The organism is Streptomyces sp. NPDC101152 (assembly GCF_044768275.1).
GTDB lineage: Bacteria > Actinomycetota > Actinomycetes > Streptomycetales > Streptomycetaceae > Streptomyces.
In genome coordinates this window covers 125,556-138,186 of sequence record NZ_JBIWPO010000009.1, presented here as the reverse complement: position 1 = coordinate 138,186, position 12,631 = coordinate 125,556, and the positions used below count along the sequence as shown (strand labels likewise).

The window sequence follows — 12,631 nt, the reverse complement described above, 5'->3', positions numbered from 1 at the left end:
CGACGGGAGGGAGCAGTGATGCCTGCGAGCATCCTCGAGGAGGACGGCCACCTCCTCGAAGCGGCGTCGACACGGGACACGGTCACCCGCCTGAGCTGCCCTTCCTGTGGTTCCGCCCATGTCGCCCAGGTCCTCGGCGACAACGGTGGGATCTCCTACGTGTGCACGGCCTGCGGCCACAGCTGGAGCTGATCGATGGGTGCACACAGGCGGAAGTGCGACTGGTGCGGCAGCGGTACGCCCATCGTCCGCGACATGGAACCGGTCAATCCCGACTACCAGTACTGGTGCGAGGAATGCGCGCGGGCGCTGATCATAAAAGGCGACCCGATCGAGACGTACCGCGAACTGGAGGGCGAGCCGATCTACGGGCGGCTTCTGGAGGAGCACTGCACCCTCAAGAGGTTCTACTCGTTCGTGACGGCCTGACCTCCGTCCCGCGCGCGGGCACCGGGTAAACGATTTGGTGTTCCACCCGGTCGACCGTGTAATGTTGGCGTCGCCGCCAGGGAAACCAGGGGGCCGCCGCAAGGGGCTATAGCTCAGTTGGTAGAGCGCCTGCATGGCATGCAGGAGGTCAGGAGTTCAATTCTCCTTAGCTCCACAGCAGATCCCGCCGGATCACTTCGATCCGGCGGGATCTTTCTTGTGTTCAGGGTGAGTTGACACCCGCAGAGAAGGGCCGCCCGGCCTCCGGGCGGCCCTGTCCGTGCGCGGTCGGCTCAGCGGCCCAGGGCGCGCCGTCCACGGCCCTGGGAGAGGACCGGCAGGTTGCGGGAGGGGGCGCGGTCCCGGGGCGTCTCCTCCTCGATGCGCAGGGCGAGCGCCGGGCAGCGGCGCACCGCGCGCAGCGCCTTGGCCTCCGCGTAGCGCGGCACCTGGGCCTGGGCGACCGTCGGGAAGCCGTCGGCGCCGAGTTCGAAGACCTCCGGGAGGATGTCCGCGCACAGGCCGTGGCCCCGGCACAGGGTCCAGTCGACGTAGATCTTCTGGCGGCTGGCTCCGTTGTCCTCTGGCGCCTCCGCGCCACCGGGGATGCCCGCAGGCATCTTGCCGCCCTCGAAGAGCGGCAGAACGCCCTCCACGGGCCGTCCGCAGCCGTTTCCGAGGACGTGGGCGGCGAGGTCGTCGGTGAACGCCTTGATGGTCGACTCCAGGAACATCGCGGAGCCGTCCGGGTGCGAGCACGCGCCGCGCCGCTTCACGTTCTTGGCGACCTGCTTGAGCGCCTCCAGGGCGGCCGGGCCGCCCCCGTTGAGGATGTCGGCCATCCCGCGCGCGGCGGCCGGCAGACCGAGGTAGCAGGGGCCGCACTGGCCCGCGCTCTCCTCGGCGAGCCACTGCGCCACCCGCAGCGACTCACCCAGCGGGCACGTCTCCTGAGTGATCGGCAGGATCGCGCCGGCGCCCAGCGCTCCGCCCACCGCGTCCAGGGAGTTGCGGGAGACGATCGCCTCGTTGACCGTCGCCGCGTCGATCCACTTGCCGTGGTAGCCGCCGGTCAGCACGCCCTGCGGCACCGGCGGGGCGCCGGCGAGCTGCAGGACGTAACGCAGCGGCACGCCCGTGGGGACCTCGATCACCATGGGGCGGGCGACCGCGCCGGAGACGGTCAGCATGACGGTGCCCGGCTCGTCGTACAGGCCGGTGTTGCCGTAGCGCTCCGGGCCGATGCGGGCGGCGATCGCCAGCTGGGCGAAGGTCTCGGCGTTCGACAGCAGGGTGGGCGCGCCGCCGACGCCGTTCTGCGAGGCGCTGACCTTGCGGCCGGGCGGGATCGCCGGGCCGCCGTCGATCGAGCGGATCAGCGAGGCGGCCGCCCCGGTGACCATGCGGACCGGGTTGCGCTGGACGAACGCCTTCAGCGCCGAGCGGCGGCTGTTGCTGAGGCCGCGTTCGGCGAGCGCCGCCTCCATGGAGCGCTGCGTGGACTCCCGGGTGACTCCGATCACGAGCGTGCGGGCACCCAGGGCCTCGGCGCACAGCAGGGCGCCGTCCAGGATGAGGTGCGGGGCCCGGTTGATCAGCACCGTGTCCTTGCGGCAGGCGGGCTCGTCCTCGCTGCCGTTGACGACGACGACCGGCCGTATGCCGCGCTTGATCGCCGATTCGGCGACCGAGCGCAGCTTCTTGTGGAAGGGGAAGCCCGCGCCGCCGCGGCCCTTCAGGTTGATGTTCTCGGCGAGCTTGGCGAGGGCCTCGCCGCCGAGCGGGTCGAGCGGCCCGTGCACCTTCAGGTGCATGGGCAGGTCGAGTCGTTCCACAAGGTCGAAGCCCGACGTGAGCTGCGGAAGGCCGACCACGCGGACTTCTGGGACGTCGGGCAGGGCCTCGTTCACCTATAGCCTCCGGAAGGCGTGTTCCAAGGTTCGCCCGAACCCGATGCGTCGAAGGACTCACCGGGCCTTGGTTCGTTGGCGGGACCGCTGTTGTACGTGTCGTTGGCGTTGTACGTCCCATAGAGCGTGTTTGTCTCACCGGTGTCGTACACGTCACTGTTCCGGTAGGCAGCGGTGCCCGAATTGCCATAGGCCGGGATGTTGTATCCGGTGTCCTGCATAGGGTCGTACGCCGACGGGGGCGCCTCGCCGACCGGCGGGGGAGAGGGGACCGGCCAGGTGCCCGAGGTGCTGCCGTCCACGCGCGGGACGCCTTCGGTCGCCTGCATGTCGAAGGGCAGGTCCATGCGGGCCGTCTGGTCGGCCGCGTAGGGCTGCTGGGCGCGCTGCTGGGGCGTGACGGCCCGGTAGGCGGCCGCGAAGCCCCCCGAGGGCTCCGGGGTCATGCTGCGCGAGGCCGGGGCGTCGTAGGAGGCGGGGGCGTCGTAGAAGGCCGCCGCCGGGTTCGTCATGGTGGCCGTGGCGTCGGCGGGGGCCGCCCGCTGCGCCCGCATGCTGCCGTAGCCGGGGAGCGAGGCGGACTCGGCCACGCGCGCGCGGCTCTCCTCGAGCTCGTCGCGGGCCGCTCCGGGATCGTTGCCGAGGAACACGGCGAGCCGGTCGGCGACCTTGCGCTTGAAGGGGCGGGGTGCCGAGCGCAGGGCGAGCATCGCGATGACCGCGAGCAGGGACAGCTCGTACAGGTAGGTGAACAGGGGGCTCTTCACCGGGCGGCCCGAGTAGAGGCCGTGCAGCAGGGCGAAGCACCAGGCCGGGTAGGCCAGCATGTGCATGGCGCGCCAGCGCGCGGCGACGGGTGCCGGGGCGGCGAACTGGTTGCGCAGCGCGCCGGTGACGCCCACGAAGATCATCAGCAGGCCGGCCAGGGTGCCCATGCCGATGAGGCCGCCGCTGCCGCTGAAGCCGAGCCCGAAGGGGACCACCGCGGCGATCCAGCTGGTGTGGCCGATCGCCAGCTTGATCCCGACGTGGACGACGAGGAACGCGATCGAGGCGACGGCGGTCACCCGGTGGACGGCCTGCGCCACGATCCGCTGGCGGATGTTGAGCAGGAGCCGGTCCTGGGCCACCAGGCCCCAGATCACCGAGCAGCTGAGGGCGACGAGCGTGAGGACGCCCGCACCGAAGTTGAGGAAGTCCTGGAGCCAGTTGCCGCCGTACAGCACGACCAGGGGTATCAGCAGCAGGACGACAGCCGACGCCACCCCGGAGGCCGACCGGCCGGGTTTGGGGAGCGAGCTGTTACTACGACGAGGGTTCATGGGGGCAACTCCGAGCAGTTTCGGGAAAGCGGTCCCGCTGCCGAACTCTAAGTGGCGCCATACCGATCGGTACGAGGTTTGAGTTATTGCGTCGTTACCTAAGGGCGACGTGGTCGTTGTGTTGTCCGGTTGTCGGGCGTTACGCGAAGTAACTTTTGACCTTGGTTCAGTTGTGGGCCGGGCGGTGATCCGGTGCCAAGGACCCATACGCAAGCGCGTCGCATCGTGCTCAAGCGCTGCGGTACCCTAACGCCATGCGTGCCGTACGCCTTCTGCTTAGCGGGCCGCGCTGATCAATCCCGACCACCGGGCGAATCGGATGGTCGGAATCGGCGCGGCGTCCCCTCCTGTGCGAGGGGCTTTTTCGTTTCCGGAACGACGCAGCCGCTGGCAGAGACGACCGATGGAGCTTGAGGATCATGAGCGAGACGAACCCCGCTGCCGCCGCCGAGGTGGTCGCGCCGCACCGCTACACGGCCGCCATGGCGGCCGAGATCGAGGCACGCTGGCAGGACTTCTGGGACGCCGAGGGCACGTACGCGGCGCCGAACCCCAAGGGTGACCTGGCCGGCGACCCCGAGGTCGCCGCCCGGCCCAAGAAGTTCATCATGGACATGTTCCCGTACCCCTCCGGTGCTGGCCTGCACGTCGGCCACCCCCTGGGGTACATCGCGACCGACGTCTACGCCCGCTTCCAGCGCATGACGGGCCACAACGTCCTGCACACCCTGGGCTTCGACGCCTTCGGCCTGCCCGCCGAGCAGTACGCGGTGCAGACCGGCACGCACCCGCGCGTGTCCACCGAGGCCAACATCGAGAACATGAAGATCCAGCTGCGCCGGCTGGGCCTGGGCCACGACAAGCGCCGGTCGTTCGCCACGATCGACCCGGACTACTACAAGTGGACCCAGTGGATCTTCCTGCAGATCTTCAACTCCTGGTACGACCAGGAGGCGGACCGGGCCCGCCCGATCTCCGAGCTGATCGCCCAGTTCGAGTCCGGTGAGCGCGCCGTACCGGGCCACACGCGCGCGTGGCACGAGCTGAGCGCCCCGGAGCGCGCCGACGTCCTGGGCGAGTTCCGCCTGGCCTACGCCTCCGACGCGCCGGTCAACTGGTGCCCCGGGCTGGGCACCGTGCTGGCCAACGAGGAGGTCACCGCCGACGGCCGCTCCGAGCGCGGCAACTTCCCCGTATTCAAGGCCAAGCTGCGCCAGTGGAACATGCGGATCACCGCCTACGCCGACCGGCTGCTGGCGGACCTGGAGGCGCTGGACTGGCCCGAGGCGATCAAGCTGCAGCAGCGCAACTGGATCGGCCGCTCCGAGGGCGCCCGCGTCGACTTCCCGATCGACGGCGAGCACATCACCGTCTTCACCACCCGCCCGGACACCCTGTTCGGCGCGTCCTACATGGTGCTGGCCCCGGAGCACCCGCTGGTCGAGAAGTTCACCCCGGCCGCCTGGCCGGAGGGCACCCACGAGGTGTGGACCGGCGGTCACGCCACGCCCGCCGAGGCCGTCGCCGCCTACCGCGCGCAGGCCGCCTCCAAGTCCGACGTGGAGCGGCAGGCCGAGGCCAAGGACAAGACCGGTGTCTTCATCGGCGCCCACGCGACCAACCCGGTCAACGGCGCGCGGGTCCCGGTCTTCATCGCCGACTACGTGCTGATGGGCTACGGCACCGGCGCGATCATGGCCGTCCCGGCGGGCGACCAGCGCGACTTCGAGTTCGCGCGCGCCTTCGAGCTGCCGATCGTCTGCATCGTCGAGCCGACCGACGGGCGCGGCACCGACACCTCCACCTGGGAGGACGCCTTCGCGTCCTACGACGCGAAGATCATCAACTCCGCGAACGACGAGATCTCCCTGGACGGCCTGCCCGTCGCCGAGGCCAAGGCGCGCATCACCGAGTGGCTGGAGCGCAAGGGCATCGGCGAGGGCACCGTCAACTTCCGGCTGCGTGACTGGCTGTTCAGCCGCCAGCGCTACTGGGGCGAGCCCTTCCCGATCGTCTACGACGAGGACGGCACCGCGCACGCGCTGCCGGAGTCGATGCTGCCGCTGGAGCTGCCCGAGGTCGAGGACTACAGCCCGCGCACCTTCGACCCGGACGACGCCGACACCCAGCCCGAGACCCCGCTGTCGCGCAACGAGGACTGGGTCGACGTCACCCTGGACCTGGGCGACGGACCGAAGAAGTACCGCCGCGAGACCAACACCATGCCCAACTGGGCCGGTTCCTGCTGGTACGAGCTGCGCTACCTGGACCCGCACAACGAACACCAGCTGGTCGATCCCGAGATCGAGCGGTACTGGATGGGCCCCCGCGAGGGCATGCCGCACGGCGGCGTCGACCTGTACGTGGGCGGCGCCGAGCACGCCGTGCTGCACCTGCTGTACGCCCGCTTCTGGTCCAAGGTGCTGTACGACCTGGGACACGTCTCCTCAGCGGAGCCGTTCCACAAGCTGTTCAACCAGGGCATGATCCAGGCCTACGTCTACCGCGACAGCCGGGGCATCGCCGTGCCGGCCGCCGAGGTGGAGGAGCGCGACGGCGCCTACTACCACCAGGGCGAGAAGGTCTCCCGGCTGCTGGGCAAGATGGGCAAGTCCCTGAAGAACGCCGTCACTCCGGACGAGATCGCCGCCGAGTACGGCGCCGACACCCTGCGCCTGTACGAGATGGCCATGGGCCCGCTGGACGTGTCCCGGCCGTGGGACACGCGCGCGGTCGTCGGCCAGTTCCGGCTGCTGCAGCGGCTGTGGCGCAACATCGTCGACGAGGCGAGCGGCGAGGTCACCGTCACCGACGCCGAGCCCGACGAGGACACGCTGCGGGCCCTGCACAAGGCGATCGACGGCGTGCGCCAGGACCTGGAGGGCCTGCGCTTCAACACCGCCATCGCCAAGGTCACGGAGCTGAACAACCACCTGACCAAGGCGGGCGGCACCCTGTCGCGCTCGGTCGCCGAGCCGCTGGTGCTGCTGGTGGCGCCGCTGGCCCCGCACATCGCCGAGGAGCTGTGGCGCCGGCTGGGCCACACCGACTCGGTCGTCCATCAGGACTTCCCCGTCGCCGACCCGCGCTACGTGGTCGACGAGGCCGTGACCTGCGTCGTGCAGATCAAGGGCAAGGTCAAGGCGCGCCTGGAGGTGCCGCCGTCCATCTCCGCCGAGGAACTGGAGAAGGTCGCGCTGGCCGACGAGAAGGTCGTCGCCGCGCTGGAGGGCGCCGGGATCCGCAAGGTGATCGTGCGCGCGCCGAAGCTGGTGAACATCGTTCCCGCGTAGGCATAGGCGTAGGCCTAGGCGCACGACGGTCCCGGGCGGGAATCCGGGCGCCGTCTCGGGGTCGTCCCCTACGGGGACACCAGGGTCTTCTACGGGCAGGTTCGGGGTTCTTCCGGAACTCCGGGCCTGCCCGCCTCGTTTACCGTGGAAGAGCGGCGCGACATGTCGCGACAGCCCGGAGGAGGAGCGCAGTGGAAGCAGTGATCGCAGTGTTCGCCCTGCTCTTCGTCCTCTTCGTGGTGCTCGGCGCCTACGCCACGGTGAAGGTGCTCGGCGCCGCCAAGCGCGGTGTGGACCGCACCATCGACCAGGCCCGGCGCACGGTCGAGGACCACACCCTGCGCGCCAAGTCCTACGTCCAGCCGGGCCCGGCGGGCGAGGTCGCCCAGCTGCGACTAAGGCTGCGCACGTCGATGCGCGCCACCCAGGACGCCTTGCACGCGGGCGTACGCGAGGACGCGTCCCTGAAGGAGTCCCTGGACCTCTTCCGGCGACTGAGCGCGCACGGTCACGAACTGGACGCGGAGCTCAAGCGCCTCGAAGGCGAACCCGACCGCGCCACCCTCGCCGAGCGGCTGCCCGAACTGCGCGCCCGCACCGAGCGCATCACACAGTCCGCCGACTCCCTGCGCTGGGCAGCTCGCGACCGCGCCCACCGGTTCGCGGCCGACGACCTGGACACGCTGAGCGCGCAGATAGACGTGGAGGCCGGCGCCCTGCGTCACTGGACGAAGGACGAACCGCCCGCGGCCCCGCCGCCGTGGCCGAACGCCCCGGCCACCGACAACCCGACGGTCCAGCAGACCTGGCCCGAGACACCACGCGCGAGCGAGGAGCCGAAGCGGGCCGCCATCACCCCGCCGGGACAGCGCCCGAGCTACCCCTGGCAGAAGAAACCCCGTCCCGAGAGCACTACTTGATCCGGTCAAGGGCAGACCAGGTCACAGGGGCCGGGCTGCCGTCCGGGCGCTACGCCAGGTAACCTCCAGCTCATGTCCCGCCATGTCGCGATCGTCACCGATTCAACGGCCTACCTGCCGCCGCGGACGATGGAGCGCCACGGCATCACAGCGGTGCCCCTGACCGTGGTCCTCGGCGACCAGGCGCTGGACGAGGGCACCGAGATCTCCACCCGCTCGCTGGCCCAGGCGCTGCAGAAGCGCCGGCCGGTGACCACCTCACGGCCCAGCCCCCGGCTCTTCGCCGAGACCTACCGGAAGGTCGCCGAGACCGGCGCCACCGGCATCGTCTCCCTCCATCTCTCCGCCGAACTGTCGGGCACCCACGACGCGGCGGTGCTCGCGGCGCGCGAGGCGCCGGTGCCGGTGCGGGTGGTGGACACCGGGACCGTCGCCATGGCGCTCGGCTTCTGCGCGCTCGCCGCGGCTCAGGCCGCGGAGGCGGGCGGCACGGTGGACGAGGCGGTGACGGCCGCGGAGAAGCGGGCCGCGGGCACCTCGGCCTACTTCTACGTCGACACCCTCGAATACCTTCGCCGGGGTGGGCGGATCGGTGCGGCGCAGGCGCTGCTGGGGTCGGCGCTCGCGGTCAAGCCGTTGCTCCAGTTGGACGGCGGGCGCATCGAACTCCTCGAGAAGGTCCGCACGGCGTCCAGGGCGATCGCCCGTCTGGAGGAGATCGCGGCCGACCGGGCCGGCAGCGCGCCGGTGGACATCGCTGTCCATCACCTCGCCGCGCCCGAGCGGGCCGCGGCGCTGGCGGACCGGCTGCGGGCGCGTGTGCCCGGCATGGCGGACCTCCACGTGAGCGAGATCGGGGCGGTGATCGGGGCGCACACCGGACCCGGGCTGCTGGGAGTCGTGGTCTCCGCGCGGTGATGGATCGGCCCGGTCGACTCACCCGTGCGGGTGATGACGTTATCCACAACTGGTGGGTATTCCCCGGGAATTGACCAAGATCATCGCGACAGTGGCGGGGTCCGGGATCCTCGCCGCATGGCACTTCGATCACGTTCACGCACAGCGACCGTCTCGAGCGGCCCGGGGCGCGGCCCCGCCTCCGACGGCCGGATCCGCGATGGCCGCCCGCCGGTACGCGGCCGGACGCGGGCCCGGCACCGGCACGAGTCGGCGGAGGAACTCCGTCGCCGCGCCGAGGTGCTGTTCCCCGAGCGACCCGAAAGCCCTGGACGCGCTGCACTCCCCGAACTCCCCGAACGCCTTGACGCTCGGCAGGGATGGGGGACGGGACCGCCGGACCCTCCTGAGGAGGAGGACGAACGGGCTCCTGCTCCGGTAGGACAGGACTCTGCTCCGGTAGGAGGGACGGCCGAGGACGCGGAGCGCCGTCTCGCCGGTGAGAGCTGGCGTATGCGGACCGGGCTGGCCCTGTGGGAGCGGATGCCGGTGTGGTTGCAGACGCGCTGCGGGCTGGAGCGGCGGAGCGTCGTCGCGCTCGGCGTGCTGCTCGTGGTCGCCGCCGTGTTCGCCGTCCAGCACTTCTGGACCGGTCGGACGCAGTCCGTGCAGGCGCCGGAGGCGGTCCGGGCGGTGGCTCCGTTCGGCGAAGGGAAGCCGGGCGAGGGGGAGTTCGGGGCAGGGAAGCTCGGGGGGAGGCACAGCGGACGGACCGGGGTGGCCGGGTCGGCGGCGTCGGCCGGTCCGAGCGGGGCGCCCCGGGCCGCGAACAGCGCCGGGGCCGAGATCGTCGTGGACGTCAGCGGCAAGGTCCGCCAACCCGGGATCCAACGTCTGCCGGCCGGTTCACGGGTCATCGACGCGCTGCGCGCCGCCGGTGGCGTGAAGCCCGGCACGAACACCGACGGGCTCAACCGGGCCCGCTTCCTGGTGGACGGCGAGCAGGTGGTCGTCGGCGGCCCCGCCGTCGCCCAGGCGCCGGGTCCGGCCGGTGCGACGGCAGGAGGCCGGGCGGGCGCGGTTCCGGCGGCACCCGTCGCCCTCAACACGGCCACCGCGGACCAGCTCGAAAGCCTGCCCGGCGTCGGCCCCGTACTCGCCCAGCACATCGTCGACTACCGCACCCAGCACGGCGGTTTCCGCTCGGTGGACGAGCTGCGCCAGGTCAACGGCATCGGCGACCGCCGCTTCGCCGATCTGCGCAAGCTCGTACGGCCATGAGGCGCGACCGCATCCGCCCGGACGCGCGCACCGCCGCCGACGACGCGTGCGCCTCGGTCCACGCCGCCTCCGGGACGCGGCTCGGAGCGGCCCACCCGCGGCAGGAAGGACCGACGGACCTGCGACTCGTACCGCCCGCGCTGGTGACCTGGGCGACGGCGGCGCTGACGCTGGACGCACCGCCCGGGTGGGTCACGGGCATCGTCGTGGTGTGTCTCGGCGCGGCGGGTGTCCTGCTCCTCGCGCGCACAGGTGCCGCAGGCAGCGCAGAGGTCGGCGGGCGAAGGCTCCAGGTGCCGACATGGCCGCGTGTCTCCGTCGCCGCCGTGCTGCTGTGTGTCGCCGCGGCCGCCGTCTCCGCCGGTCTGCATGGAGCCGATGTGCGGCGCGGGCCGGTGCCCGACCTGGCACGGCGGTACGCCGGCGTGACAGCCGAGGTCGAGGTCACCGCCGACCCGCGGCTCACCCGGCCGCGGGTCAAGGGGGACCACGCCGCTCCCTCTTCGGTGGTGATCGAGGGAGTGGTGCGACAGGTCGAGGAGCCGCAGGGGAGAGCCCTGACCACGCGGGCGCCCGTGCTGCTGATCGTGAACGCGGGCCCCCGAGGGGCCGGGGCCGAGCCCTCCGCCGACGGCCCGTCCCGGTCGCCCTGGCTCGAGTTGCTGCCGTCCACGCGGGTGCGTGTCGAGGCGCGGGCGGTGCCCGCCATGGTCGGCGGGGACCGGATCGCAGGGGTGTTGCGGGTACAGGGCCAGCGGGCGCCGGAGGTGGTCGGCGGGCCCTCTGCGGCGCAACGCTTCGCGAGGCGGCTGCGGGCCGGGCTGCGGGAGGCGACCGACGGGCTGCCGGAGGACGCCCGGGCGCTGCTGCCGGGGCTGGTCGTCGGGGACACCTCGCGGATCTCCCCGGAACTGGACGAGGCCTTCGCGGAGACCGACCTCGCGCACACCCTCGCCGTGTCCGGGAGCAACCTCACGATCATCCTCGCCCTGCTGATCGGGCCGCCCGGCATGGCGCAACTGGTGGAGCGGCGAGGCCTCGCGCCCCGGCTCGGCATCCCGCTGCGGACGACCGCCCTGCTCGGCGCGGTCCTCACCCTGGGGTTCGTGATCGTGTGCCGGCCGGACCCGAGCGTGCTGCGGGCCGCGGCCTGCGGCGCCGTCGTCCTGCTGGCCCTGGCCACCGGGCGCCGCAGATCACTGATGCCGGCGCTGGCGACGGCCGTCCTGCTGCTGGTGCTCTACGACCCCTGGCTGTCCCGGAGTTACGGCTTCCTGCTCTCCGTGCTGGCCACCGGCGCCCTGCTCACCCTCGCCCCGCGCTGGACCGAGGCGCTGCGCCGGCACGGCGTTCCGCACCGGTTGGCCGAGGGGCTGGGCGCGGCGGCCGCGGCGCAGGCCCTGTGCGCGCCCGTCGTCGCCGTACTGTCGGCGAGGGTGAGCCTGGTGGCGGTGCCGTGCAACCTGCTCGCCGAGGTCGCCGTGGCGCCGGCCACGGTACTGGGCTTCGCGGCGCTGGTGACGGCCCCGGTGGTGATGCCGGTGGCCAAGGCGCTGGCGTGGTGCGCGAGTTGGCCCACACGATGGATCGCGGGTGTCGCCCGTGCCGGGGCCTCGCTGCCGGGCGCGGGAGTGGACTGGCCCGGCGGCTGGTACGGCGCGCTGCTGCTCGCCCTGGTCACGGTTGCCGTCGTGGTGGCCGGGCGGCGGCTGCTGAGACACCCGTGGCTGTGCGCGGTCTGCGGGCTGCTGCTGGCGCTCGTCGTGGTGCGGCCGCCGCCGTTGACCAGGGTGATCACGGGGTGGCCGCCGCCGGGGTGGCGGTTCGCCATGTGCGACGTGGGGCAGGGGGACGCGACGGTGCTCGCGGCGGGCGACGGCAGCGGTGTGGTGGTGGACGCCGGGCCCGATCCGCGACTGGTCGACAACTGTCTGCGCACACTCGGCATCACCCGCGTTCCCCTCGTCGTGCTCACGCACTTCCACGCGGACCATGTGGCCGGCCTTCCCGGAGTGCTGCAGGGGCGTTCCGTCGGCGCGATCGAGACGACCGGCTTCGAGGAACCCGCTGACCAGGTCGGGTTCGTGCGGCGGGAGGCGGCGGCGCGGCACATCCCGCTCACCCGTGCCGTGGCCGGGGAGGAGCGGCGTACGGGATCGCTGTCCTGGCAGGTGCTGTGGCCGCCGCCGTACCCGGCGCCGGACCCGGACGGACCGAACGACGCCAGCGTGGCGATGCTGGTCCATTCGGCGGGACTGCGGCTCCTGCTGCTCGGGGATCTCGAACCCCCGGCCCAGCAAGCCCTGTTGAACTCGCCGGAGGGCGCGCTGCTGGCCGGGGTGGACGTGCTCAAGGTCGCCCACCACGGCTCCGCCTACCAGGACCCGGAGCTGATACGCAGGGTCGCGCCGCGGATCGCGCTGATCAGTTGCGGCCAGGGCAACCCGTACGGACATCCCGCCCCCAGTACGGTCGCGGCGCTGCGGGCCGAGGGTGCGGTGGTGCTGCGGACGGACCGGGACGGGGCGCTCGCCGTCACGGAGACGGGCGGCCGGCTGGAGGTGGCGCGAGACTGAGGG

General features: G+C 72.1%; 9 protein-coding genes and 1 tRNA gene. 8 read left to right on the top strand and 2 right to left on the bottom strand.

Annotated elements, in window-relative coordinates; all coding sequences use genetic code 11:
• The first annotated feature begins 18 nt into the window (after positions 1-18).
• The 3 genes from ACIRVK_RS14890 (at position 19) to ACIRVK_RS14880 (ending at position 604) form a co-directional block, all read left to right on the top strand.
• Positions 19-192 (top strand): hypothetical protein, encoded by a 174-nt coding sequence (locus ACIRVK_RS14890; protein ID WP_133041029.1) that lies wholly within the window; start codon positions 19-21, stop codon positions 190-192.
• A gap of 3 nt (positions 193-195) precedes the next feature.
• Positions 196-429, top strand: coding sequence for a hypothetical protein (locus tag ACIRVK_RS14885; protein WP_003976229.1), 234 nt, complete (start codon positions 196-198; stop codon positions 427-429).
• Positions 430-531: 102 nt separating this feature from the next.
• Positions 532-604, top strand: a tRNA-Ala gene (locus tag ACIRVK_RS14880).
• A gap of 118 nt (positions 605-722) precedes the next feature.
• Here ACIRVK_RS14880 and ACIRVK_RS14875 read toward each other — a convergent pair.
• Together ACIRVK_RS14875 and ACIRVK_RS14870 are read right to left on the bottom strand one after the other, a co-directional pair.
• The gene (locus tag ACIRVK_RS14875) at positions 723-2,339 is read right to left on the bottom strand and encodes an NADH-ubiquinone oxidoreductase-F iron-sulfur binding region domain-containing protein (protein ID WP_404246874.1); all 1,617 of its coding nucleotides are present in this window, start codon (positions 2,337-2,339) and stop codon (positions 723-725) included.
• Complete coding sequence (locus ACIRVK_RS14870; RefSeq protein ID WP_404246872.1) at positions 2,336-3,661, bottom strand: cytochrome b/b6 domain-containing protein; 1,326 nt, start codon at positions 3,659-3,661, stop codon at positions 2,336-2,338. The genes ACIRVK_RS14875 and ACIRVK_RS14870 overlap by 4 nt, the downstream gene beginning before the upstream one ends.
• A 419-nt stretch (positions 3,662-4,080) precedes the next feature.
• Between ACIRVK_RS14870 and leuS the strand changes: the two genes are divergently transcribed.
• From leuS to ACIRVK_RS14845, 5 genes are all read left to right on the top strand, one after another.
• Entirely contained in the window at positions 4,081-6,954 is a 2,874-nt protein-coding gene (gene leuS, locus ACIRVK_RS14865; RefSeq protein WP_404246870.1) for a leucine--tRNA ligase, read from the top strand.
• 191 nt (positions 6,955-7,145) lie between these two features.
• Positions 7,146-7,874, top strand: a complete 729-nt coding sequence (locus ACIRVK_RS14860) for a hypothetical protein (protein ID WP_404246868.1) — start codon at positions 7,146-7,148, stop codon at positions 7,872-7,874.
• 72 nt (positions 7,875-7,946) lie between these two features.
• The gene (locus ACIRVK_RS14855; protein WP_404246866.1) at positions 7,947-8,792 is read left to right on the top strand and encodes a DegV family protein; all 846 of its coding nucleotides are present in this window, start codon (positions 7,947-7,949) and stop codon (positions 8,790-8,792) included.
• A 117-nt stretch (positions 8,793-8,909) separates the two neighbouring features.
• On the top strand, positions 8,910-10,052 hold the full coding sequence (locus ACIRVK_RS14850) for a helix-hairpin-helix domain-containing protein (protein WP_404246864.1): 1,143 nt from the start codon (positions 8,910-8,912) through the stop codon (positions 10,050-10,052).
• Positions 10,049-12,628, top strand: a complete 2,580-nt coding sequence (locus tag ACIRVK_RS14845) for a ComEC/Rec2 family competence protein (RefSeq protein WP_404246862.1) — start codon at positions 10,049-10,051, stop codon at positions 12,626-12,628. The genes ACIRVK_RS14850 and ACIRVK_RS14845 overlap by 4 nt, the downstream gene beginning before the upstream one ends.
• The last annotated feature ends 3 nt before the right edge of the window (positions 12,629-12,631 follow it).

Excerpts from the sequence above, each read along its gene's own strand:
- ACIRVK_RS14890 (WP_133041029.1), top strand. The coding sequence starts at position 19 with ATGCCTGCGAGCATCCTCGAGGAGGACGGCCACCTCCTCGAAGCGGCG.
- ACIRVK_RS14885 (WP_003976229.1), top strand. The coding sequence starts at position 196 with ATGGGTGCACACAGGCGGAAGTGCGACTGGTGCGGCAGCGGTACGCCC.
- ACIRVK_RS14870 (WP_404246872.1), bottom strand. The coding sequence starts at position 3,661 with ATGAACCCTCGTCGTAGTAACAGCTCGCTCCCCAAACCCGGCCGGTCG.
- leuS (WP_404246870.1), top strand. The coding sequence starts at position 4,081 with ATGAGCGAGACGAACCCCGCTGCCGCCGCCGAGGTGGTCGCGCCGCAC.
- ACIRVK_RS14855 (WP_404246866.1), top strand. The coding sequence starts at position 7,947 with ATGTCCCGCCATGTCGCGATCGTCACCGATTCAACGGCCTACCTGCCG.
- ACIRVK_RS14850 (WP_404246864.1), top strand. The coding sequence starts at position 8,910 with ATGGCACTTCGATCACGTTCACGCACAGCGACCGTCTCGAGCGGCCCG.
- ACIRVK_RS14845 (WP_404246862.1), top strand. The coding sequence starts at position 10,049 with ATGAGGCGCGACCGCATCCGCCCGGACGCGCGCACCGCCGCCGACGAC.